The organism is Rhodoferax sp. RT4P68, from assembly GCF_056521305.1.
In genome coordinates this window covers 224,693-247,230 of sequence record NZ_JBWMBB010000011.1, presented here as the reverse complement: position 1 = coordinate 247,230, position 22,538 = coordinate 224,693, and the positions used below count along the sequence as shown (strand labels likewise).

The window sequence follows — 22,538 nt, the reverse complement described above, 5'->3', positions numbered from 1 at the left end:
GACGACTGAGATACATTGAACACCTCGCTTGCGCGCAACCCCCGCGCGTCCACGATGGCGCTGAAACGCCGTCCACGATCAGCCTGAAACAGGCGTCCACGATCGCTGAAATGCGCACGCAAGATGCGTCTCAAGAAGTAAATCGACGCGCCAGGCTTCGGTCGCCATCGATCCGTTGAATCGGGCGCTGGCAACGACATCTGGATCAGATATCGACTGGAGCAAGCCACCCGTGCCGTTCGACGGCGAGGTCTGGCATCGTCATCGGTAAAAGTGCAGGAGGGAAATGGTGGTCAACGGACTTGACCATCTGCCGACGAGGCCCATGCGATGGCGGCTCAAGACGACGCCAGCCGCCTGGCTCACCTGGCAAAAGACCGCTGGATCGACTACCCGCGTGCCCGGGCGATCCTGGAGGAACTGGAACGCCTCGTGCGATCACCGCAGCGCACCCGAATGCCGGGGCTCTTGATTCACGGCAAGTCCAATATCGGCAAGTCGATGATCATCCAAAAGTTCCTGCGGGCGCATCCCGCACGGGAGTTCAACGCCGAGACGGGCTTTCTGCAGGTGGACGTGCTGCCGGTTGAAATGCCTTCGGCGCCGCAGGAGAGGCGGCTGTACGGCCAGTTGGTGATGGCGCTCAACGCGCCGTACCGGCCTGGCGACCGGCTGGCTGCCGTAGAGTTCACTGCGCTCACATTGCTGCGCAAGGTCGCGCCTCGAATGCTTGTGGTCGACGAAGTCCACAACCTGCTGGCAGGCTCTGCACACGAGCAACGATCGTCGCTGAACCTGCTGAAGCTCCTGTCCAACCAGATCAAGTGCGCCGTGGTCGTGCTCGGCACCCGCGATGCGCTGACAGCGATGCAAACGGATCCGCAGATCGCCCGCGGCTTTCCGGGCATCGAGATCCCCCGCTGGCAGGAGAACGAGGATTTCCGCGGCTTCCTCGCCGGCTTCGAGCGCCAGCTGCCGCTCCCGCATCCGTCGCGTATCGCCACCAACCGCGCCATGGTCTACGTATCATGAACGCCACGGGTGGTATCACTGGTCAGGTCAGCGAGCTGCTGTCGCGCACGGCGGAAGCGGCGATTCGATCCAAACGCGAATGCATCACGCTGGAGCTTGTACGCGACACGGCCAACCGCCGTCTGGCCGCCTGATCCGTGTTCTGCGCGAGCACCGATTTACCGATCGTCCTACCGCCGGCCAAGGACGAGGTGCTAGGCTCATGGCTGATGCGCATATCGCAGTTCTATGGGCTGAGCCTCGACGCGCTGCTGTCTCGGGTTGGCGCCACAAACCCCAGGTCGGTGCCCCTACCCCATTGGATTGCCTTGCGCCCGTGCGTCCTCAACATGGCACCGCTGGCCAGCGCACTGCGGGTTCAACCAGGCGGCTGAGCGCGATGGTGCCGCCCCGCTGCCGGCCACACTGGCCAACCGAGCTCGGAATGTGCAGTGCCTGCCTTGAGGATGCCGCTGTCGCCCAACTGCCCTTGGGCTGGTCGCTGCGGTGGATGCATCCGTTGTCGGTCACATGCCAGGTCCAAAGGCGCTGGCTGACGCCAGTGGCGACCCACGATCTTGTCCGCATCCGAAGTACTGACGACCTGCTCAGCATCCGCTCACTCGTTGAGCCGGCCCACGCCGTTGAACGCGAGAACATCCGTGATGCCCTGTGGGCTCAGCGGGCTGCATTCTCCCGGACGGGCACCCGAACGCCTTGGGGAAGAGCTGGAGTGCCGGCCCTCATGCGGGTCCTGCCTGTCGTGGACAACTCACTGGCCTCGGCCTCGGACCAGGAGTCGGCAGATCTTGGCCTGCCCAGCGGTTGGCAGCGATCCCAGGCCAAAGACTTCCGGGTTGAGCCCGAAGGCGGCGGGATGTTGCGAATGACCCTGCCGCAAGGCCTGATTCACCGGCGGTGGTTGATGACTGCTGTGGGTCACGGTCTGAGGCAGCCGCCAGGGCGCAGACCCATGCTGCGCACGCTACCCGACTGGACCGTCAAGGCTCTCGATTCTCGTCCCCGCCAAGCGGGCGACTGCAGTGGATCTGCCCGCAGACCACCGCCCTTCAAGATGACCACCTGGCACGATTCAGCCGTGGCAGTCGGCACCACTGACAGTTTTTTCGTTCGCACTGCCATTTCATTCGTACTTCGACAAGAAGGGCAAAACGACCCCCCAGGGGACGTTCGTCGGTAAGCCGGGGGGTATGGAGCCCCGCGAGTAATCGGACGCAGCGACTAGCGTGATTGCGCTCGAAGATGTCCGCCATGTTGCCGCGGACTTGCACGCCGACGGGCGGCGCGCAATTGGGCGCCGCGGTCGTGCGGGCCGCGCCCTGGACGAGCTGTGACATCAAAAGCCTGCCGCCGTACAGCAAAGAGGGGATGTGGCAGGCCGACGCGCAGCCGACACTGGCGCCTTCCGATCTCGAAAGCCCCGCCATGAGCGCCTTCCTGCCCGCCATTACAACCGCCTCCTGGCGCATCCCGGTGCTCGCGCTGTGCCTGGTGCTGGCGGCTTGTGGCGGCGGGGACGACGACGCCGGCACCGGGCCGGCCGGCGCACCCGCGACCGCCGTCGGCAGCGCGGGGGGCACCGTCACCGGCGCGCAGGGCGCGCGCGTGTCCATTCCGCCGGGTGCGCTGGCCGGCAACACGCTCATCGGTGTCACGCAGACCGACGCTGGAGCGCCGCCGCTGACCGATGGGCTCTCGGCGTTGGGCGCGATGTTTGCGTTCACACCGCATGGCACGGTGTTCGGCGTGCCGGCCACCATCACGCTGCCCTTCGATCCTGCTTCCGTGCCAGCCGGCCGCACGCCCGCGCTGTACAAAACCAACGCGCAGAACGAATGGGAGCAGTTGGCCAGCGCCACCTTCGGCGCGGACAGCGTCAGCGCGCAGGTCACCGGCTTTTCGCATGCTCAGGTGGTGCTGGCGCCGTTGCAGCGCAACGATCCGGAGCGCGCCTGGAGCTTCGTCGAGGTCAACATCCTCGGCTTTCAGGACATCCCCGCCCCGCAAGGCCGTGGCCTGCAGATCGGCGGCGTGCTGGATCAGAAGATCAGCTTCGGGCGCACGGCATTCGATGGACCACCCTTGACCGATGGCACGTCGCTGCCCGTCGATGGGCAGGCGAACGGCCACATCTTCGCATCGGCCGACGGCGTCTGCTGGAGCGTGGCGGCGGAGGCGCCCTTCGAGCGCCAGACCGCCGTGTCCGCAATCGGCGGCGAAGCCCAGCTGGGCCACGGCCAGAGTTTCATCAAGCGCTCTGACGATGCGCGGCTGAGCTACACGATCACGCGCGTCGTGCTCAGGGCGGTGGACTTCCTGCCGTTGGCACTCAACGAGCCGGCCAATGACCTCCAGGCCGTCGTGCGCGTCGGTGTCTCGGCCCGGTTTGGCGGCAATCCGTCGCAGCCCGTTTTTGGCCAAGGGTTCTACGGCGCCGCTGGCGACGTCTACCTCTTGGGTGCGGGGCACCTGTGGCTGCCCCATGTACCGCCCCTGGCGGGCAAGGACCTGGCGCTGTGGGGCGCTGGCGACTTCGATTTCTCGACCCGGCGCATCTTCATGGCCACGGGAGGCGGCGGGCTGGTGGAGACGCCTGTCGCGGGCGGCTGCGAAGGCACGTTCGCCGAACTCAAGTCCAAGGTTTCCAAGACCTACGAGATCGATCTCTCGCGCGTGGCCAAGGGCACGGAGTTCTCGGTGCGGTTCAGCGCCTCCGCAACGGCCTTCAACCGCAGAGGCGGCGGGGCCGTCGGCGATTGCGAGGGGTCAGCCGTCATCGCCTTCCTGCGCGATCCGCTGAACATCGGTGGGTCTTACAGCTTCAGCGGCCTGGAGCCGACCAACCGGCCCGACCCCGGGCCGTCGACGCCAGAGCTGATACCGCCTGAAAGTTGCGTGCCCGGGCCGGCCCCTGAGCCCGCAGCCGGCCTGCTGCAGTTCAGTGCCCCGGCCTTCACCACGGGCGTGCTGCCCGGCGTGCCTAGCATTGCCATCGTCCGCACCGGCGGCAGCCGCGGTGCGGTGACCGCCACCTTTGCGACAGCCGACGCAACGGCGGTCGGCGGTACCGACTACACCCCGGTGCGCGCGACAGTCTTCTTCGGCGATGGCGAGGTCGGGCCGAAGGTGATCGGCGTGCCCATCGTCCAGGGCGGGGCGCTGCGGCCCGCCAGGACGGTAGGGCTGTCGCTGTCCGAGCCCGGAGCCTGCGCAGGCCTGGGTCCGCAGGCGAGTGCCGTGTTGACGATCGTGGACGAGCGCACGGCGCCGGTCCTGCGCTTCACCATCGGCGGCACGGTCACGGGCCTGGTGGGTGGCGGGCTGGTGCTGACGGAGAGCGGCGCCGACCTGCCCCTGAGCGCCAATGGCGCGTTCGTGCTGCCCCGTACCGTCGCTTCGCAGTCGGCCTACCAGGTGCAGGTCCGCACGCAGCCGACGGGTCCTGCGCAGATCTGCACGCTGGCCAACGCCAGCGGGACGGTGGGCTCAGCGAACGTCGGCAACGTCACCGTGCACTGCACGGCGCCACCGGCCAGCGGCGCCCTCGACACCAGTTTCGGCAGTGCGGGCAGGGTGACCACCGGCGCAGGGGGTGGCGCGGTGGCGATGGTGCTGCAAGGCGACGGCAAGTCGGTGCTGCTCGGCGCCCAGCGCGCGCTGACGCGCTACCACGTGGACGGCAGCATCGACGCGAGCTTCGGCACCGGCGGGCAGGTGGCCGTGGTGTTCGGCGGCGGCGCGGGCGATGCCGCCCAGGCGCTGGCCATCCAGCCCGATGGCAAGCTGATCGTCGCCGGGTTCACTCGCGTCGCTGGCAACGACGACTTCGCGGTCGCCCGCTATCTGCCGGACGGCGCGGCCGACACGGCCTTCGGCAGCGCAGGCATGGTTAGCATCGATTTCGCCACGGGCGCGGACCAGGCCACCGCCGTGTTGGTGCAGACCGATGGCGCGATCGTGGTGGCCGGCCATGCGATGGCCGACAGCACCAACGGCAACAACGACTTCGCCGTGGCACGCCTGCGCGCAGATGGCGCGTTGGACCTCGGCTTCGGCCAGGGCGGCAAGACCACCACCAACATCGCGGGCCAGGGCGACTTGGCGCTGGCCGCCGTGCTGCAAGCCGATGGCAAGATCGTGCTGGGCGGCAGGGTGTCGAACGGGGGCGGGCCGGAGGACTTCGGCCTGACGCGCTACAACGCGAACGGCACGCTCGACACCGGCTTTGGCCAAGGCGGTATGGTGCGGGCCGACATGGCGGTCAACGGCCGGACCGACCAGGTCACCGACCTGGCGCTGCAACCGGACGGCAAGATCCTGGCGGCAGGCTTCGCGGCGGTGGCCAGCAGCGCGCCTTTCGGCAACAGCCAGGCGTTCGCGCTCGCGCGCTTCAACGCGGACGGCTCGCGCGACACGGGCTTCGGCACCGGCGGCCTGGCCACGGCAAGCTTCACCACGCTCGGCGATTTCGGCCGTGCGCTGGCGCTGCAGCCAGACGGCAGAATCGTCGTTGCGGGCCAAAGTTCCAACCAGTCCAACCCCGATTTCGGCATCGTGCGATGGACCCCGCGCGGCGATCTGGACACCAGCTTTGGAACCGACGGCCGGCTGACGGTCGAGTTCTTCGGCTCGTTCGACGGCGCGCGCGATATCGTGGTGCAGGGTGACGGCCGGCTGCTGGTGGGCGGGTCGGCGGCGAACGGGAGCAGCACCGGCCTCGGGCTGGTCCGCATCGCGCCGTAGGCCGCGCACGGGTGGGGTATTCACGGAACGTTGCGTGATCCACACAGATTGAACCGACGTCTCGATGTAGCTCACCATCAAGTCGTAGGCATCCCCTGCGCCCGTTTGAAGCTTCTTGCGTTGCCGTCGTACTTGGTGATGTCAACACCGTACCGAACGTTCTTTTTTCCATGTGTGTCCAGGGGTTGGGGGCGGATGTGCAACGGGTCACAAGCCGGCAGGCGCCGTTGCGGCGCGTACAGCCAGACTACCGCCAGGTGCGCGGGGTAGTAGGCGTAAAGAGCCATAGGAAACCGTGGGATCGCTAGCTGCAGGCGCCCGACGCTGGCGACCAGCGGCACAGCCAGCAGCGCCCATTGGTTGACCCCCGTGGAGCTCAGAAGCCCGACGGGGGGGGAGAGTGCGGAGCACGCGAGCAAGGCGCCGATGGCCGCGATCCAGCAGGGGCGCTGGAAGTAGGACCAGGCGCTGACGCCCAACACGATGGCGGGCCACCAGTATTCGACCAGGCCGCCACCGATCAACATGACGCCGGCGGCCGTCGGGCGGTCGGCGTGCCCGAGGCGCTGAGGCTGGTGCCTGGGATGGATGTTCTACAAGCAAGCGGCAGCGACTAGTGCATCAATCTTCATGGTTCCAACGCGCTGGCGCCCCGGCGCATGAACGTGTTGATCGACGGTGTCTCGGTCTACCAGCCCGCGTTTGCCCTCGTCGACTGGACGATGTTGCCGATTGGCGTCGAGGACATCGACCGCATCGAAGTGACCAGAGGTCCGAACTCGTCCGCTTACGGACCGGGCTCGATGATGGCTGTCGAAGAACGAATAGTCTGCAAATCTGAACGAATGATCGGCTAGCCAGTTTCGAGCTGCCGAGCCAATCGGTACAAGGCTTTCCGGTAGGTTTGTTGCAGCGAGCCGCCGGTTGCGTAATCGCAACGCCAGCCGCTCTTTGCACGCAAATTTTGCGAATGCGTTGGATTGTGAACGCATAAACTGCGAGCTCGCAGCACTCCTCTAGAGCGGTTGCAATGGCTTCCAAGTCACCCCCGAAGTCGCTTCCAGTCCGCGGCCGCGCGTGAGTTGCACTGGAGGGCGTGGCCAACAAGCGTTGGCGCGAGCTCAAGCGCGTTGCCCAAGCATTGCGCTCTCTCGGCGACGAGCCGATGGCCCAGGCGCTAGCTGAACGGCTGGCCCAGCGGTTCGGCGTTCACTGGGCCACCATCTACCGCTACCGTGCACGTCTGGCTGAGATCGACGAGGCCACCGCCATTGCCGGTGGCACCCGAGGCTGGAAGCCACTTGCCTCGCGCCTGTCCGCCAAGCGGAGCGAGGCATCGAGGAGGCCATCAACGTCCTGCGCAAGAAGCATGGGCCTGTCCGGGTGGTCGACTTGGTCGAGGAAGTCGCTGCGAGGTGCCGGCTGCTGCGCGTGCCCTGCCCTTCCCGCCCAGCCATCGACCGACGCCTGAAGCGCTCCTCGGGCCTGAAGGTTCATCGTCGAGGTGTTGCCGCGCCAGGCAATGCAGACCCAAAGATTTCTCCAGGATCTTTCGTTGTTCTCAAGCCTCTGGACGTCGTGCAGATCGACCACACGCCGATGGACATCGTCGTGGTCGACGACCTCTATCGCCAGCCCCTGGGCAAGCCCTACCTGACACTGGCCACCGACGCTGCATCCTGGGCTTCGTGATCTCGTTCGTGCCGGCCGGCGCCGGCACGGTGTCGCTTTGCATGACGCTGATCGTGTCACCCAAGGCCGCCTGGCTCCAAGCAGCTCGGTGTCGCCGGCGAATGGCCGATGGCGGGGCTAGCCAAGACACTTCATCTGGACGGCGCGGCCGAGTTCAAGAGCAAGGCGCTCAAGCGCGGCTGCGGACAATACGGCGTCGCGCTCGTCTACCGCGAGCGCACGCACCATGGCGGCCACGTCGAGCGGCTGATCGGCACGACGATGCAAGCTCAAGATCCTCCGTGGGGCCACCGGTGGCTCGCCCAAGGCCCGGCGCTCCTACGACCCAGACAAGCACGCTGCGCTGACCCTGGGCGAGCTCGAGGCCTGGTTTGCGAAGCAGATCGTAGGCCGCTCCACGAGGACCCGCACCGTGGCCTGAAGGGCGGTTCGCCCGCCGGTACCTGGGCGTTGCATCCGGCACCGGGTTTGCCGGCAGGGCCGCTGAAACGCTTTCGGATCGCTTTCCTGCCGGCGATCAGCCGCACGTTGCGTCGCGATGGCATCGTTTTCGAGCACCTGCGCGACTGGCACCCGATCTTTCCGCAGTGGCTGGCGCGCCATGAGCGGCTGACGCTGCATTTCGACACACGCAACCTGTCCAAGCGTCGTATCTCATGAGGGCGACTACCTGGACGTCCTGGTCAGCTGCATCCGTCAAGCGGCTGGCATCGATGCGCAATCGGCCCTTCGGGACGCGCGCATGGATCTGTCCCCCAGCGGCCGATCTTGTTCAGCAGCAAGACGCGTTGCGACGGGAGTTCAGCATCTCGCCCAGGTAGTTCAAGGGATGTGCGGCCCTGTTTGCGTCGGTCCACTGACTAGGCCAGCCGATTCCGCTCAGACGCCCTCAATGGAGCGCCGTTCGCAGATCATTCGTTCAGCGTCGCAGCTTATTCGTTCAAGGTCGCAGTTATTTCGTTCTTTCACAGTGACAACGCCCTGCAAGCCCGACGAGCACAGGCGTTTGACCGTCATCGCCACCGAGTCCATCAGCAACCCGGCCTGGATCGACGCGACGCGAGCACGTAAGCAAAGCGGCTGTCGGTGGGAATGGTGTTGCCCACCGCCACGTGATTGACCGCCTTCGGGTCGACGCCTGAGCGCTGGACCGCTTCCTTCATCACGATGCCGGCCAACTCGGACGGCTCCATGTCGGCCAGCGCTCCGCCGAAAGTGCCGATCGCCGACCGGGCTGCGCCCAGGACCACCACATCACGCTTGTTCCGCGCCGCCGGGTAGAACAAGGTTTCACACTGCTCAGGGGGCCGCTTCTCGTCAGAACGGCAGCAGCGCCTGCAGCCACACCCTGCGCGAGACTCCTTTGTTCTCGACCCGGAACTCGGGCAGATACTTGAAGGTCAGGGAGAACGACTTTGAGATGTCATAGCGCACGTAAGGTCCGATAGACATCGCCTGGAGCCGATTTCCCGTGCCGGTTCCTGGAAGGCAGTTGCTGCCCGGGGTTGGGATACAGGCACTGCCTACCGTTGTTGCACCGGCCACCTTGTCATTGCTCATTTGCTTGTAGTAGTAGCCCTGAAGGCCGATGTAAGTATCCGGGCGCACCTTGTAGCTCAGCATGAACTCTGTTGTGAGCTCATCGCCTGACTGATAGTTGGTGGCCTTGTTCTTCGTGTTAAAGCCGTACCTGAGCTTCACACCCAGGCTCGTCGACGGATCGATCCGGAAGCTGACCGCGTATGTCGGCGCGATCTGCCAGTAGTTTCGGCCGATGTTGAGGCCTCCGACCCGGCCCCGGGCGTCGCTATAACTGCCGAGCGGTGCCACCACTTCGACTGAGGTTGACTGGTTGAGCGCATCCCCTTTCCACGCCAGGCGGATGGGAATGAACAGCGGGTCGGCAAGTCCCTTCTGCATACTGCTCACGTCGGGAGCGACGGGGGAAGCCTGCTTGCTGAGACCAACGTCCGCGACTGGGAATGCGGCAACGGATTCGATTTGTGCACCCATCAACGGGACGCTCCAGAGGTACTGGAATCGATAGGCGAGCACATCACCCGTGACACCGTACTTGGGCCAATTCAGGTTCTGCCCCTGGTTTCCGACGACCCTCTTCGCTTCGGAGTGACTGTAGTAGGCTAGGTTGTAGAACCCGGGAGGCAAGGCATTGCCAAAGGCCGCTTCCACGCCGACTGGATAAGAGGACCCCCCCGCCTCGGTCGCACATGAAGTTCTGGCGAGTCCCATGACTGCGACTGCAGCAACGATGGCTTTGTGGGTCACGGCGCTGCCGCGAAAGTTTCCTTTTGTCTGCTTCACTGGTGTTCCTGGCTTGATGGGTTGAATGTGGATGGCATCGGCGTGGAACGCTGTCATGGGACCGGCTCCAGCCGCGCGTACTTGCCCCGATGAAATACCAGCGGCGTGCGCCCGCTCGATGCGTAGCGATCCACGGTCCCGACGAACACGATGTGATCTCCTCCATAGTTCTGAAAGCTGTTGCGACATTCAAACCTGGCCGCTGCGTTCGTGAGCAGAGGTGCTCCCCCCAGGCCTGCTTCGAACTGCCCTTCGTAAGCTGCAAACTTGTCGGTCGACTTCTTCGAGAAGTGAGTGGACAGTTCGCTGTGCTCGGCGCCGAGCACGTTGACGGCGAAGTACTCGCAGTTTCTGAACGCCTCGGCGCTGGGGGACCCGCGGGTCAGACTCCAGAGCACCATCGGCGGCGCCAGCGAAACGGTGTTGAACGAACTGACCGTCAGCCCTTCCCGTTTGCCGTCAGGACGGCACGTGGTGATGATGCAAACGCCGGTCGGGAATGCACCCAACGCATTGCGAAAGTCCCGAATATCCAGTGGCTGCCCCACCGTGACACATTGTTCTTCCCACATCGGCATGTTCATCTCCGTGCGCCGGTCGGATCGGCGCGTACTTATGGTTTGACTTGATGTGTCCCCGATGGAATCGTGGGACGGCCAGTGGGACTCAGAACTGGCCCTTGGGCTCCAGACCAAACTGGTGCTGACCGTACATGGTGCTAACGGCGTCCCAGTTCATGCTGATGTGGCGGGCCAGGGCGTTGGCATCTCGCCAGTTGCGCTGGATGCCATTGCTCAGGCTCAGGCCTGCGCCCCCCACAGCGTCGAACATTGCGTTGGCGGCCTGGGCCAGGATGCGGGCCGCGTAGGCGTGATCACGACGGTTGCGGATGCGCACATCCACCGAGATATGCTGCCCGGCTGCGGCTTGCGCCTGGACTTCCAGTGTGTCGCGGTGCAGTAGCAGGCGAGCTGCGTCGATGGCCGCCGCAGCTTCGGCGACGCGGCTTTGCACTTGCGGGAACTGCGCGACGTGGTGGCCGCCGCCCGCGACCGCCCCGCGCGTCGTTCGCGAGCCGACCCATTCGAGAAACTCGTCCAGCCCGCCTTGCACCATTCCAAGCGCCGGGGCGACGATCGAGACTGGCACGGCCGAGAGGAACGGTATGCGGTAGAGCGGATTGGAATTTGCCTCGGCGCCCGGCGGGTTATTGGAAGATGCCTGGGTAAAGGTCAGCTTGCGATGCGCGGGGACGAAGATCTCCTCCTTGACGACGATCGTGTTGCTGCCGGTGCCGGCCAGGCCGACCGTGAACCAGGTGTCTTCGATCTCGTAGTCGCTGCTCGGAACAAGCACGAAACCGGGCTCCGGCTTGTCAGCGTCGGAGGCTGCCGGAAACATCACGCCGAGCATGGCCCATTGCGAGTTCTGGCTGTTGCTCGCAAAGCCCCAGCGCCCGGCAATCCGGTAGCCGCCACCCACCGCAACCGCCTTGGCTGAGGGCGCGTACGAGCCGCAGACCACCGCCTCCGGGCTGTTGCCCCACACGTCTTCTTGCGCCTGCAGCGGGAAGGTCCCCACCAACCACTGATGAACTGCGGCCAGGCCAAAGCACCACGAAGTGGATCCGCACCCGCGGCCAATCTCGGCGGTGATGTCGATCAGCTCCGGAAACCCATACTCGAATCCTCCGAAGCGTGCCGGCTGCATCAGGCGATACAGGTCGGCATCGCGAATCATCTGCGTTGTCTCGGAGGAGACTCGACGCAGACGTTCCGTCACCTCTGCATTGCGACGAAGCGTCGGGACCAGGCTTTGCGCGCGGCGTAGCAGTTCGTCTGGGGTCGGGCGTTCGCCCGCTTTGACGGCGAAGGAGGGTCGGGCAGAAAGTGATTCCATGGCTGTCTCCGGTGGGTTGAGGCCGCAGTTTCGGCGGCAGATGACAAATAACTACTTGCAACTGCAATCAACTGTAGTCGAGGATAGATTGGAAATGCAAGAAATTTTTTGCTATGCTGGCCTCCTGGAAAACCCTAGGAAGTACACATGACCGACGAGTACGAGCTGGAAGCCGCAGTGCCTTACCTGGCCAATCGGGTGGGTGTGCGCATCGGCGAAGCGTTCGCCGAGGAACTCAAGCAGTTCGGCGTCACGTTGGCAGCCTGGCGCGTGATGGCGTCGCTAACGCACTTCAAGAGCCAGACACTGAGCGATCTGGCAGAGCACACGACCGTCGAGCTCTCGACGCTTTCCCGGCTTGTTGTGAGCATGGAGGAGAAGGGACTGCTGCGAAGGAGCCAGAACACCGGCGACAAGCGTTCGGTTCTGCTGTCGCTGTCGCCGGCCGGCGATGCGCTGGCGTCCCGGATCATCCCGTTGGCCCGCGTGTACGAGCGCATCGCGCTATCGGGTCTTTCGAGTCAGGAGGCCGCACTGCTGCGGCGACTGCTCGCGCAGGTCTACGCCAACATTTCGTCGCTGCCTTCGCGCAAAGGAGGCGGTCCTCCCTAGCGCCTGCCCCGGTGCCACCTGATGCCCCGCCCATGCGGGGTTTTTTTTTGTCGAACGTACTTGCTTTCGCAAATACATGCGTCTATCATTTGATTGCTGATGCAACTAACAACATGTGACCGGTACTGCCGAGCCGACCGTCTTGTGTCACGAGCCCCGCCTTTCTTGACCCGCAAAGGAGCCCCGCGATGAGATACCTGACATTCGCCAAATCTGGCGCCACCGCCGTCGGTGTTCACGCCGGCAACCAGATCGTGGACCTGTCCATTGCGGCGCCCGAACTCCCATCCACGCTTGAAGCCATCCTGGCGCTCGGCGACCTCGGCACGCTAGCCGTCAGCCGCGCCATCCAGAAGGCGCCAGAGGCGGCCCTCGCCTCGCGGCACTCCCTGAGCTTGCTGCCCCCCATCCTGCGCCCCGGCAAGATCATTTGTGTCGGGCTGAACTACGTCGACCATGCCGCCGAAAGTCCATACAAGAAGGTGCCCGACTATCCCGTGTTCTTTGCGCGCTACGCAAACTCACTGGTCGCCCATGGTGCGGGACTCGTGCGGCCACATGTTTCACATGAGTTTGACTACGAAGGTGAACTGGTTGCCGTGATCGGCCGCCGCGGGCGGTACGTACCGCGAGAGAAGGCCCTGGACCTGGTCGCCGGCTATTCGGTGTTCAACGATGCATCGATCCGCGACTACCAGTTCAAGTCGACGCAATGGCTGGTCGGCAAGGACTTTGATGGCACCGGTGCTTTCGGCCCTGAAGTCGTCACCGCTGACGAACTGTCTCCCGGCGCGACGGGACTGCGTTTGACGACGCGGTTGAACGGCGCGGTGGTTCAGTCCGCAAGCACGAGCGACATGATTTTTCCGGTTGATCAGCTGATCGCGCTGATCTCGGAGGTGATGACGCTGGAGCCCGGAGACCTGATCGTGGCTGGAACGCCGGCCGGCGTCGGTTTCGCGCGCAAGCCCCAGCTCTGGCTGAAGCCGGGCGATGTCTGCGAAGTGGAAATCGAAGGGATCGGGCTGCTGAGCAACCCGGTGGTGGACGAACAAAACTGAACCAGGAGCTAACGTTGTCTCAAATTTCACAACCCGGCAAGGCGTCTTTTGTGAGAGACCTGCACCACTTTATAGGGGGCAGGCGCGTCCCGGGCCGCAGTGGGCGCCATGCCGAAGTTTTCAACCCTACGCTGGGCACCGCGGAGGCGCGCGTGCCGCTGGCCAGCGACGCAGAGATCGACGCGGCCATCGCGAACGCGCAGGACGCCTTTAAGGCCTGGTCGCTGACCTCGCCGTTGGTCCGAGGCCGCGTCATGGCGAAGTTCAAGACGCTCATCGAAGAGCACATGCCGGAACTGGCTGAACTGGTGTCGACCGAACACGGCAAGGTCATCAGCGATGCCAAAGGGTCAATCCAGCGCGGGCTGGAGGTGGTCGAGTTCTGCGCCGGCATTCCGCACCTGTTGAAGGGCGAGTACTCCGACAGCATCTCGCAAGGCATCGATGTCTATTCGATGCGTCAGGCGCTTGGCGTGGTGGTCAACATCACACCGTTCAACTTCCCTGCGATGGTGCCGCTCTGGATGATGTCGCCGGCCATCGCGGCGGGCAACACCGTCATCTTGAAGCCATCGGAGCGAGACCCGTCGTGTCCGTTGCGCCTGGCCGAGCTGCTGGTCGAAGCCGGCGCCCCACCCGGCGTACTCAACGTGGTCAATGGCGACAAGCAGGCCGTGGACCGGTTGATCGCCGACCCCAGAGTGCAGGCCGTCAGCTTCGTCGGTTCGACGCCGGTGGCCAAGTCGGTGTTTCTCGCTGCCGCGACGCATGGCAAGCGGGTGCAGGCGTTCGGCGGCGCCAAGAATCACATGTTGATCCTGCCGGACGCCGACATCGACGAAACCGCCGACGCCTTGATGGGTGCGGCTTACGGGTCCGCCGGCGAACGCTGCATGGCCATCTCGGTAGCGGTGCCCGTCACGGATGAAGTCGCTGACCGGCTGGTCGATGCGATCGCCGCACGACTGCCGAAGCTCAAGGTCGGCTCGCCGTTCGATGCCCAGACCGAGATGGGCCCGCTGATTACGCGCGAACACCTGAACCGGGTCAAGGACTATGTGGGCTCCGGCATCGAAGAGGGCGCGCGCATCGTGGTGGACGGGCGTGGCTACCGAGACGAAGCAAACCCAAACGGCTTCTTCATGGGACCGACCCTGTTCGACCACGTTCGCCCGGAGATGCGCATCTACCGGGAAGAGATCTTCGGCCCGGTGCTGTCGGTCGTGCGCGCGAATAGTTTCGACGAGGGGCTGGCATTGGCGTCAAACCACGAGTACGGCAATGGTGTCTCGATCTTCACGCGCGACGGCGACGCCGCCCGCAACTTTGCCCAGAGGGTGCAGGTAGGCATGGTCGGCATCAATGTGCCGATCCCGGTTCCGGTGTCGTTCTACACCTTCGGTGGCTGGAAGAACTCGGCCTTCACCGACTCGAACATGCACGGCATCGAAGGCATCCGCTTCTATACCAAGATCAAGACGGTCACTGCGCGCTGGCGCCAGGGGACCCGGGCCGGCGCCGATTTCGGCATGCCCATGATGCGCTGAGAACAACCCATAACTGCGGAGACCATCATGGTTCGATTGCATGACATCTGCTATGTCCGGCTGGGCACGCGCCATCTCGCCGAGGCGACACGCTTTGCCATCGAGGTGGTGGGTCTGGAGGTCGCACACAGAACGCAGGACTCGGTCTATCTGAAGAGCGACCAGCGCGACCACACCCTGTGCTACTTCGAAGGCGACCCCCTTCACCATGTCGTCGGCCTGGAACTGCACGACCCGGCCCAGCTCACCGCCGTGGCCGACGAACTGGAGAACGCCGGCCACAGGGTCACGCATGGCACCGCGCTGGAATGCGAGCAGCGACGCGTGCGTGCCTATGTCTCGCTGCAAGACCCGACCGGTAACACCATCGAGATCGTCGTCCGACCGTACTTCAGCGGCCACCTGTACCACGGCACGCGCAACGCCGGTGTGGTCGGCTTTAACCACGTCGGGCTGCGCACCATGGACCCGGTGCGGGACGAGGCGTTCTGGACCCAGGTGTTCAACGCGCGCGTGTCCGACTGGGTGGGTGACGCGGCCTTGCTGCGGCTGGGCACGGTGCACCACTCCATCGCGATGTTTCCCTCGACGCGACCCGGCATCCAGCACATCAACCACCAGGTCAAGTCGGTCGACGATGTCATGAGGTCCTTCTACTTCCTGAAGGAAAGAGGAGTGCACGTCGAATTCGGCCCCGGACGCCACCCTTCCTCGGGGGCGACCTTCCTGTACTTCAGGGGACCTGATGGCATCACGTTCGAGTACTCGGTGGGGGTGGGCCACGTCATGCCCGAGCAGGAGCCGCATTACAGACCGCGCCAATTCCCCTGGGACCCTTGGTCGATCTGCTTCTGGGGAGCCAAGCCGGACATCCCCGAATTCCGCGCCGGAACCCGCGACGCTGCCGCCCCGAACGACAACTGAACACGCGAAAGATCAAAGTGGAAACCATTCAACGCAAGGTTCGGGCGGCTGCCCGCGCGCTCGCCCGTGGCGGGCTGGTGAATGCCTTCGGGCATTGCAGCATGCGCATCGATGCCGACAGCTTCCTCGTCTGCGCGGCCAGGCCGATGGGCCTGATCGCTGTTGGCGAAGCCGGCACGGTGGTCCCCACCACCGGCCCGTTGCCCGATGGCGTGCTTGGCGAGGTGCGCGTTCACCAGCAGATCTACCGTCGTCGGCCAGAGGTCAAGGCGGTATGCCGCGTGCTGCCGCCGCAGGTCATCGCGCTGTCGGCACTGGGTCTGTCGCCGACAGCCCGCCATGGTTTCGGCTCCTACTTCTTTCCAAAGGTACCGCTTTGGGACAACCCCGCCCTGCTCCGCAACGACGAGAACGCCGCCGCAGTGGCCGAGACCCTGGACCGGGCTCCTGCTGTCGTGATGCGCGGCAACGGCGCAGTGACGGCCGCCGAATCGATCGAGCAGGCCGTCACCCTTGCGTGGTTCCTCGAAGACGCGGCGCGGGTCGAGCTGGCAGCACTGAGCACCGGCCTCGCGGGCTCGGGCTCGCCTTTCACCGCCGAGCAGGTAGCCGCCAGGGCCATCTGGGCCGGCGGCGTTGCCGACCGCATGTGGGCGTTTCTCACAGCGGGTGATGCCGAAGCACTTTCCATCGCCTGAGCATCCGAAGCTTCAGTTCACAAGGAGTCATTGCCGTGCCCGCCTACATCGTTTCGATGATCAATGTCACCGACGCCGAGAAGTACAGGCAGTACGCCGTGCTCGCCGGCCATGCCGCCAGCAAGTACGGCGGGAACTTCCTCGCGCGAGGGGGCGAGCGCGAGGTGCTGGAAGGCCAGCTCGACTTCAAGCGCGTGGTCATCGCCGAATTCGCCGACATGGAAGCGGCCAAGCGCTTCTTCAACTCGCCGGAGTACCAGGCAGCGCGCGAGCATCGCCTGGGCGCCGCTGATTTCCACGCGGTCGTCACCGCCGGCGCCTGAGCCCGGGTCGTCAGCGCCATGCGCACCAGGAGTATCGACATGAGTTTCGAGGTTGTCCTTCGTCCCAGCGGCCACCGCTATCAGGTTGACGAATCGCAAAGCGTGTTGCAGGCGGGACTGGCGGCCGGTCATGGCCTGCCGTACAGCTGCCGCACCGGCGTCTGCCGCACGTGCAAGGTTCGGGTGCTCGAAGGCGAGATCGACCAGGGTTACGTCTTCGACGCGTACTTGCCGGCACTTGAACGCGCGCAAGGGTACGCGCTGATCTGCAGCGCAAAGGCGCGCTCGAACTTGGTGATAGAGGTGGCCGAACTGGAGGGCGCCGCGACCCAGCCCAAGCAGTATCCGGCGCGCGTCGTGAAACTGGAGCGGCTCGCCCCGGATGTCATGGCGCTCACGCTGCGCATGCCGATGAACGAGAACATGCGCTTCCTGGCCGGCCAGTATGTCGCGATCCAGCTCCCCGATGGCGAGACGCGCAACTACTCGATAGCCATCCCCCCCGACCCGCTCGAACTGCCGCACATCGAGCTGCACATCCGGCACGTGCCCGGCGGTAAGTTCACCGACCGCGTCTTCACCGCACTGAGAGAACGCGACGTGCTGAAGTTCGAGGCGCCGCTGGGAACCTTCTTCGCGCGCGACTCCGACAAGCCCATGCTGCTGCTGGCCAGCGGAACCGGGTTCGCGCCGATCAAGTCGATCGTCGAAGACGCCCTGCGGCGCAAGGCCGACCGGCCCATGCATGTCTACTGGGGTGGCCGGACGCGACGCGACCTCTACATGCTCGACCACGCGCGCCGCTGGGCCGACCAGCATACGCATGTCAGCTTTACGCCCGTCCTGTCCGACCCGACCCCCGAATGCGCGTGGACCGGCCGCGGCGGATTCGTGCATCGGGCCGCGATCGAGGACTTTCCCGACATGTCGGCGATGCAGGCCTACGTCTGCGGCGCACCGGTGGTGGTGGACGTCGCCAGGCGCGACTTCATCGCATCGTGCGGCCTGCCGGCCGACGAGTTCTTCGCTGATTCATTCCTCACGGCCAAAGAAAGGGCGGGCGTCGCCAGCCCGCCGGCCAATGTCTGAACTTCACCTTCAGGAGACGAACCTTGATTCCCCAACCTGCCAGCGTAGCGACACCCAACAACCAGTCGGTCGTGAAGCCCTATGTGATGTCGCATGGCACGCTCGAGTGCTACAGCCTGAGTGCATCACGTAAGTTCTACGAGAAGTTCCTCGGGCTCGAATGCATTCGGCACGCGCAGCCGGCGATGGTGATCCGCTGCGGGCTGCGGTTTCACATCGTCTGTGTCGAGGTGGGTGACCACCTGCATCCCACCACGCTTCTCAATCACTGGGGGCTGGACCTGGCGACCCGGGAAGAAGTGGACGCCGCGCACGCGGCGGCCCTCGAGAACAAGGACGTCTATGGCATTCGTCAGGTCACTGACATCCAACTCCAACACGGTGTCTACTCGTTCTATATCGAAGACTTGGACCACAACTGGTGGGAGCTGCAGTACTACGACGGATTCCAGCACGACGACATGTTCGATTTCGGTGACCGCTTCTCGATGGACGTGGTGGTGCCGCGCGCCGCAGGAGTACCGCAATGAGCGACGCTTTGGCATGGCCGCAGGCCGGGGCGATGGCGCTCTTGCCGGACCCCCGCAACATCTACTTTGCCGGCGCCAACTACCGCGACCATGTCCAGGAGATGCGCGCCGTGCTGGGCCTGGACTTGGATGCGGAGCCGAAGGCCTCGGGGCTCAAGCCCTGGCATTGCCTGAAAGCCACCGGCAGCAGCGTGACCGGCCCTGACGCCGTCGTCACTTTGCCGGGCGGCTCGGCAATGCTTGACTGGGAGCTCGAGCTGGCAGTGGTCATCGGGCGGGCCGCCAAGAACGTGTGGGCGGCCGAAGCGCTCGACTACGTGGCGGGCTATACGGTGGCTAACGATCTGTCCGCGCGCGATGCCATGGCGCGCGCAGGCGTGCCCGATAACTCGCCGTTCAAATGGGACTGGATCGGGCAAAAGTCCTTCGACGGCTCATGCCCGATGGGTCCGGCAATCACACCCAGCCGCCTGGTCGACGACCCGATGAACCTGGCGATGAAGCTGTGGGTCAACGGCGAACTGAAGCAGGACTCGAACACGAACCAGATGATCTTCTCGATCGGCGAGCAGATCGAACACCTGTCGTCGCGGATCACGCTGCTGCCGGGCGACGTGATTCTCACTGGAACGCCTGCTGGTGTCGGAATGGCACGGAAGTCCTTCCTCAAGTCAGGCGACGTCGTCAAGCATTGGATCGAACAACTCGGCGAGTTCTCCATCCGCATCGAGTAGCGATGCCAAGCCCTATCGATAAAACCAGGAGCCAAAAACCATGACTTCCACGCCAACCGTCAACGTGTCCGAGCTGATCGACCGCAGCCCGATACGACCCTTCCACTTCAACCTTGTGCTGCTCTGCGGGCTCTGCCTGATCATCGATGGCTTCGACGTGCAGGCAATGAGCTATGTCGCGCCTGCGCTCGTCAAGGAGTGGGGGATCGACCGAACGCTGCTCGGGCCCGTGTTCGGCGTAGGCCTAGTCGGCATGTTCCTTGGCTCGGTCGTGCTGAGTGTCGTGGCAGACAAGGTGGGCCGGCGTCCGGTGCTGCTGCTTGGCATGCTGGCGATCGGCCTGTTCACCTTACTGACTGCCCGAGCCAACACGGTCGAGCAGCTGCTGGTCCTGCGGTTCTTGACCGGCTTGGGCATGGGCGCCATCATTCCCAACGCAATTGCACTGGCAGCTGAATACATGCCCGCGCGCTCGCGCATTTCGGTCACGATGGTGGTCGCAGCGCAGTTCATCCTCGGAGCCATGCTGGGCGGCTTGCTGTCGGCTGCGATCATCCCCGCGTTCGGCTGGCGGGCCGTGTTCGTTACGGGCGGGGTACTGCCCTTGCTGATCGCGCTCGCGATGTGGTTGTGGTTGCCCGAGTCGTCACGGTTCTTAATCGTGAACGGACGCAACGCCGATCGCGTGCTGCGTTGGCTGCGCCAAATCGACCCCAGGACACCGGCCAAGGCGAACCTGGTTGTCGCCGAGAAGCCGGCGGAGGGACAACCGGTACTGCAGTTGTTCGCGAACGGGCGGGCAGTCCCTACGCTGCTCCTGTGGGGCATCTCGTTCCTTGATTTGCTCGTACTTTACTTCCTGGCCAACTGGCTGCCGCTGCTGATGAGCCAGGCTGGCCACTCCAACGTGTCCGCGGTGCTCGGAGGTACTTCGTTGCAAGCAGGCGGGCTGGTCGGTGCGATCGTGCTGGGTCTCTTCAGCCAACGCTTCGGTTTCGGCCGTTCGTTGCTGCCGGCGCTGGTGGCAGCAACGGTGGCAGTCGCTTGCATCGGTCAGTTCACGTCTTCGTTCCCGACTGTGATCGCATTGATCTTCATCACCGGTATCGGCGTTGTCGGCACCCAATCTACCTTGGTGGCAATGGCGGCCAACTACTACCCCACCGCGTTGCGCTCCACCGGTATCGGCTGGACGTCAGGTATCGGACGCTTGGGCTCTATCGTCGGCCCCGTCGTCGGCGGCTACCTGCTGAGCCTTCAATGGTCGCTGTCGGAACTGTTCCTGGCCGCGGCCGGCCCCTCGCTGTTGATGACGGTTTTGGCGATCGTGCTGCGCAACCGGATAGAGCACACACCCGCGCCGGCCGCGGCCGGCGCGGCCGGCGCGGCCGGCGCGGCCGGCGCGGCCGGTCAACCGGCTCCAAGCGGTCGCTAGGCACAGTTGCGCCAGTGCCTGGCGGTCGTTGGCGCCACTGCGCAGGGCAGCGTTGGCATGCGCGGCCAGCAGCGGGGGCAGCGGGATGGACTCCGATAGCACCCACTGGCGCACGTGCGGGATGACGCCTAGACAGGTCGTTCCCGGCCGGCACTTCGTCGAGGCAATCCGCGCGCCTTCAGTCTGCATCGAACTCGGTGCCCATTCGTCGCCATATCCCGGCGCTCACCCACCAGTCTGACCACTCCAGATGGTCGCCGCGCACGAAGTAGCGCCACAGCAGTGGTACTTGCGACCTTCCAGATCCGAAGGAATGCCCAAACGCGGCCGCAAACCAAACTGTCACCGGCGCAACTCGCGCAAGCAAGCTGTTCAAGGCCCGGACCCGAATGAACACCTAGCGTCGGCCACTTGCGTTGACTTTTGAGTGGTGCAAGCCGCCCTACTTCCGATCAACGGCTGAGCCACTGCCAAGCACATGTTTAACCGTAACAGTCTGACCAAAACTGAAAACACCACATAGATAGCTGTACTTATCATGTAGCTATTGCCCACCCGCAGACACTCAGGTGGCGCCCTTCCCTATCGAGGTTCTCGGTCCAGTCTTCGACCACCAGGCCGGGAAGATGCGCAGTGCGCGCTGGTTGGTCAGCAGCACGGCGTTGATGCTCAGGGCGTGTGGGCCGATCAGAAAGATCCATTGGCGTGATTGACCTGCCCTCGCGTTAGGTGGCGTCTAAGGCGGGTCCGCAGATTTCAGACGTCCCGCGCCTCAGGGCAAGACATCAACTGCCGGAGGAACTCGCGAACCGCGGCGTGGAGCGCGGTGGCGTCGGACCGCATGGCGAACAGCGCTCCCCTGGGTGATGGCCGACCAACGCGGACAAACCGAACCCAACGCTCGTCGCGTACGCCGCCATCAAGGGTGCGCTGCAAAACCTGACCGGTGGGCTAGCGCAGCTAGAGTCTGGCGGTGGCGATGCCAGCGGGTCCGGCCGCGGCGGCCCAGAGAACAACGCGTGTTCTCGAAAAGGGGTAAGCGGCCAGCCATCCCATCTTGAATTGGTGCTGGCACCAAAGGACGCTCGTGTCCACCTCAACTCTTGGTGGACACGTGAACACTATCTCCGATCAGCCCCTCGCACGGCGGCGCCGTCGCCTGCACAGCGACGAATTCAAGGCCAACGCAGTCGCAGCGTGCATGCAGCCGGGGATCTCGATGGCCGCGGTGGCGATGGCCCATGGCATCAACGCCAACCTGCCGCGCCGCTGGGTGCGCGAGGCCGAGATGCAGCGCGATGGCGTTGGCGCTGCTGCCCTCGCGACGCCCAGGCGCGAAGGCAACGCAGCGGCCTTCGTTCCCGTGCAGTTGCCCGCGCCGAATGCCTTGAGCGCGCCGGACATCCGCATCGAACTGCGCCGCGGTGCCACGGCGATCACCGTGACCTGGCCAAGCGAGGCCGCCGGCGCGTGCGCGGCCTGGATGCGCGAGTTGCTGCGGTGATCCGCATCGACGCCATGTGGCTGGCGGCCGCCGCTGGACATGCGCGCGGGCACCGACCGGCTGCTGGCCCGCGTCGTGCAGGTGTTCGGCGCGGCCCAGGCGCACCACGGCTACCTGTTCGCCAACGCGCGTGGAACACGCATCAAGCTGCTCGTGCACGACGGCTTCGGCGTATGGTGCGCCACGCGGCGGCTGAACCAGGGCCGCTTCGTGTGGCCCGGTGCCACGCGCGGCCTGGTGCCTGCGCTCACACAGGCGCAGTTCGATGCCCTCGTGCTGGGCCTGCCATGGCAGAGCCTGGTCCAAGCGCAGGTCATCACACACGTTTGACGCACGTGTGACCTCGCCCTGGCGCACGGCCTGGGAAGGCCTGTGCGCCAGGCAATCCGATGA

22 protein-coding genes are annotated in these 22,538 nt (G+C 64.8%); 17 read left to right on the top strand and 5 right to left on the bottom strand.

Translation table 11 applies throughout. The features are described from left to right. Window positions 1-330: 330 nt before the first annotated feature. The 3 genes from AC099J_RS22840 (at window position 331) to AC099J_RS22830 (ending at window position 5,775) form a co-directional block, all read left to right on the top strand. Entirely contained in the window at window positions 331-1,032 is a 702-nt protein-coding gene (locus tag AC099J_RS22840) for a TniB family NTP-binding protein (protein ID WP_479617588.1), read from the top strand. Continuing rightward, the gene (locus AC099J_RS22835; protein WP_479617587.1) at window positions 1,029-1,166 is read left to right on the top strand and encodes a hypothetical protein; all 138 of its coding nucleotides are present in this window, start codon (window positions 1,029-1,031) and stop codon (window positions 1,164-1,166) included. Before AC099J_RS22840 ends, AC099J_RS22835 begins: the two co-directional genes overlap by 4 nt. A 1,117-nt stretch (window positions 1,167-2,283) precedes the next feature. Then, window positions 2,284-5,775, top strand: a complete 3,492-nt coding sequence (locus tag AC099J_RS22830) for a Calx-beta domain-containing protein (protein ID WP_479617586.1) — start codon at window positions 2,284-2,286, stop codon at window positions 5,773-5,775. Between the two features lie 77 nt (window positions 5,776-5,852). Here AC099J_RS22830 and AC099J_RS22825 read toward each other — a convergent pair whose 3' ends face one another. Continuing rightward, window positions 5,853-6,302 carry a TraX family protein gene (locus AC099J_RS22825; RefSeq protein ID WP_479617585.1) on the bottom strand — a complete coding sequence of 150 codons (450 nt, stop codon included), beginning with the start codon at window positions 6,300-6,302 and terminating at the stop codon, window positions 5,853-5,855. Window positions 6,303-6,395: 93 nt separating this feature from the next. On the opposite strand from AC099J_RS22825, the gene AC099J_RS22820 reads away from it, so the two are divergent. Both AC099J_RS22820 and AC099J_RS22815 read left to right on the top strand, forming a co-directional pair. Then, window positions 6,396-6,632 carry a TonB-dependent receptor plug domain-containing protein gene (locus tag AC099J_RS22820; RefSeq protein WP_479617597.1) on the top strand — a complete coding sequence of 79 codons (237 nt, stop codon included), beginning with the start codon at window positions 6,396-6,398 and terminating at the stop codon, window positions 6,630-6,632. A 943-nt stretch (window positions 6,633-7,575) separates the two neighbouring features. Next, the gene (locus AC099J_RS22815) at window positions 7,576-8,127 is read left to right on the top strand and encodes a Mu transposase C-terminal domain-containing protein (protein WP_479617584.1); all 552 of its coding nucleotides are present in this window, start codon (window positions 7,576-7,578) and stop codon (window positions 8,125-8,127) included. A 371-nt stretch (window positions 8,128-8,498) separates the two neighbouring features. On the opposite strand, the gene AC099J_RS22810 is transcribed toward AC099J_RS22815, so the two are convergent. The 4 genes from AC099J_RS22810 to AC099J_RS22795 form a co-directional block, all read right to left on the bottom strand. Further along, window positions 8,499-8,753, bottom strand: coding sequence for a thiolase family protein (locus AC099J_RS22810; protein ID WP_479617583.1), 255 nt, complete (start codon window positions 8,751-8,753; stop codon window positions 8,499-8,501). Between the two features lie 31 nt (window positions 8,754-8,784). Next, entirely contained in the window at window positions 8,785-9,846 is a 1,062-nt protein-coding gene (locus tag AC099J_RS22805; RefSeq protein ID WP_479617582.1) for a SphA family protein, read from the bottom strand. Next, window positions 9,843-10,367 carry a flavin reductase family protein gene (locus AC099J_RS22800; protein WP_479617581.1) on the bottom strand — a complete coding sequence of 175 codons (525 nt, stop codon included), beginning with the start codon at window positions 10,365-10,367 and terminating at the stop codon, window positions 9,843-9,845. The genes AC099J_RS22805 and AC099J_RS22800 overlap by 4 nt, the downstream gene beginning before the upstream one ends. An 88-nt stretch (window positions 10,368-10,455) precedes the next feature. Next, window positions 10,456-11,688 carry an acyl-CoA dehydrogenase family protein gene (locus AC099J_RS22795; RefSeq protein ID WP_479617580.1) on the bottom strand — a complete coding sequence of 411 codons (1,233 nt, stop codon included), beginning with the start codon at window positions 11,686-11,688 and terminating at the stop codon, window positions 10,456-10,458. A gap of 147 nt (window positions 11,689-11,835) precedes the next feature. Between AC099J_RS22795 and AC099J_RS22790 the strand changes: the two genes are divergently transcribed. The 12 genes from AC099J_RS22790 (at window position 11,836) to tnpB (ending at window position 22,475) form a co-directional block, all read left to right on the top strand. After that, window positions 11,836-12,300 (top strand): MarR family winged helix-turn-helix transcriptional regulator, encoded by a 465-nt coding sequence (locus AC099J_RS22790; RefSeq protein WP_479617579.1) that lies wholly within the window; start codon window positions 11,836-11,838, stop codon window positions 12,298-12,300. A 188-nt stretch (window positions 12,301-12,488) separates the two neighbouring features. Beyond that, a complete protein-coding gene (locus AC099J_RS22785) occupies window positions 12,489-13,361 on the top strand; it encodes a fumarylacetoacetate hydrolase family protein (protein WP_479617578.1) in 873 nt (290 codons plus the stop codon). A 23-nt stretch (window positions 13,362-13,384) separates the two neighbouring features. After that, window positions 13,385-14,908, top strand: a complete 1,524-nt coding sequence (locus AC099J_RS22780) for a CoA-acylating methylmalonate-semialdehyde dehydrogenase (protein WP_479617596.1) — start codon at window positions 13,385-13,387, stop codon at window positions 14,906-14,908. A 27-nt stretch (window positions 14,909-14,935) separates the two neighbouring features. Then, window positions 14,936-15,832, top strand: coding sequence for a VOC family protein (locus AC099J_RS22775; protein ID WP_479617577.1), 897 nt, complete (start codon window positions 14,936-14,938; stop codon window positions 15,830-15,832). Continuing rightward, a complete protein-coding gene (locus AC099J_RS22770) occupies window positions 15,745-16,530 on the top strand; it encodes a class II aldolase/adducin family protein (RefSeq protein WP_479617576.1) in 786 nt (261 codons plus the stop codon). The genes AC099J_RS22775 and AC099J_RS22770 overlap by 88 nt, the downstream gene beginning before the upstream one ends. A gap of 35 nt (window positions 16,531-16,565) precedes the next feature. Continuing rightward, window positions 16,566-16,853: a DUF1330 domain-containing protein gene (locus AC099J_RS22765; protein WP_479617575.1), complete on the top strand. Its 288-nt coding sequence runs from the start codon at window positions 16,566-16,568 to the stop codon at window positions 16,851-16,853. Between the two features lie 39 nt (window positions 16,854-16,892). Further along, on the top strand, window positions 16,893-17,942 hold the full coding sequence (locus AC099J_RS22760; RefSeq protein WP_479617574.1) for a CDP-6-deoxy-delta-3,4-glucoseen reductase: 1,050 nt from the start codon (window positions 16,893-16,895) through the stop codon (window positions 17,940-17,942). A 23-nt stretch (window positions 17,943-17,965) separates the two neighbouring features. Further along, entirely contained in the window at window positions 17,966-18,472 is a 507-nt protein-coding gene (locus AC099J_RS22755; RefSeq protein WP_479617573.1) for a VOC family protein, read from the top strand. Further along, window positions 18,469-19,206 (top strand): fumarylacetoacetate hydrolase family protein, encoded by a 738-nt coding sequence (locus AC099J_RS22750; RefSeq protein ID WP_479617572.1) that lies wholly within the window; start codon window positions 18,469-18,471, stop codon window positions 19,204-19,206. Before AC099J_RS22755 ends, AC099J_RS22750 begins: the two co-directional genes overlap by 4 nt. 40 nt (window positions 19,207-19,246) lie before the next feature. After that, the gene (locus AC099J_RS22745) at window positions 19,247-20,641 is read left to right on the top strand and encodes an MFS transporter (protein WP_479617571.1); all 1,395 of its coding nucleotides are present in this window, start codon (window positions 19,247-19,249) and stop codon (window positions 20,639-20,641) included. A 1,114-nt stretch (window positions 20,642-21,755) separates the two neighbouring features. Further along, window positions 21,756-22,145, top strand: coding sequence for an IS66-like element accessory protein TnpA (gene tnpA, locus AC099J_RS22740; protein WP_479617570.1), 390 nt, complete (start codon window positions 21,756-21,758; stop codon window positions 22,143-22,145). 39 nt (window positions 22,146-22,184) lie between these two features. After that, the gene (gene tnpB / locus AC099J_RS22735) at window positions 22,185-22,475 is read left to right on the top strand and encodes an IS66 family insertion sequence element accessory protein TnpB (protein ID WP_479617569.1); all 291 of its coding nucleotides are present in this window, start codon (window positions 22,185-22,187) and stop codon (window positions 22,473-22,475) included. The last annotated feature ends 63 nt before the right edge of the window (window positions 22,476-22,538 follow it).

Bases quoted from the DNA above. Each gene is read 5' to 3' on its own strand.
- AC099J_RS22835 (WP_479617587.1), top strand. From the start codon at position 1,029: ATGAACGCCACGGGTGGTATCACTGGTCAGGTCAGCGAGCTGCTGTCG.
- AC099J_RS22750 (WP_479617572.1), top strand. From the start codon at position 18,469: ATGAGCGACGCTTTGGCATGGCCGCAGGCCGGGGCGATGGCGCTCTTG.
- AC099J_RS22795 (WP_479617580.1), bottom strand. From the start codon at position 11,688: ATGGAATCACTTTCTGCCCGACCCTCCTTCGCCGTCAAAGCGGGCGAA.
- AC099J_RS22815 (WP_479617584.1), top strand. From the start codon at position 7,576: ATGGCGGGGCTAGCCAAGACACTTCATCTGGACGGCGCGGCCGAGTTC.
- AC099J_RS22800 (WP_479617581.1), bottom strand. From the start codon at position 10,367: ATGCCGATGTGGGAAGAACAATGTGTCACGGTGGGGCAGCCACTGGAT.
- tnpB (WP_479617569.1), top strand. From the start codon at position 22,185: ATGCGCGCGGGCACCGACCGGCTGCTGGCCCGCGTCGTGCAGGTGTTC.
- AC099J_RS22775 (WP_479617577.1), top strand. From the start codon at position 14,936: ATGGTTCGATTGCATGACATCTGCTATGTCCGGCTGGGCACGCGCCAT.
- AC099J_RS22840 (WP_479617588.1), top strand. From the start codon at position 331: ATGGCGGCTCAAGACGACGCCAGCCGCCTGGCTCACCTGGCAAAAGAC.
- AC099J_RS22790 (WP_479617579.1), top strand. From the start codon at position 11,836: ATGACCGACGAGTACGAGCTGGAAGCCGCAGTGCCTTACCTGGCCAAT.
- AC099J_RS22760 (WP_479617574.1), top strand. From the start codon at position 16,893: ATGAGTTTCGAGGTTGTCCTTCGTCCCAGCGGCCACCGCTATCAGGTT.
- AC099J_RS22785 (WP_479617578.1), top strand. From the start codon at position 12,489: ATGAGATACCTGACATTCGCCAAATCTGGCGCCACCGCCGTCGGTGTT.
- AC099J_RS22745 (WP_479617571.1), top strand. From the start codon at position 19,247: ATGACTTCCACGCCAACCGTCAACGTGTCCGAGCTGATCGACCGCAGC.
- AC099J_RS22805 (WP_479617582.1), bottom strand. From the start codon at position 9,846: ATGACAGCGTTCCACGCCGATGCCATCCACATTCAACCCATCAAGCCA.
- AC099J_RS22830 (WP_479617586.1), top strand. From the start codon at position 2,284: ATGTTGCCGCGGACTTGCACGCCGACGGGCGGCGCGCAATTGGGCGCC.
- AC099J_RS22825 (WP_479617585.1), bottom strand. From the start codon at position 6,302: ATGTTGATCGGTGGCGGCCTGGTCGAATACTGGTGGCCCGCCATCGTG.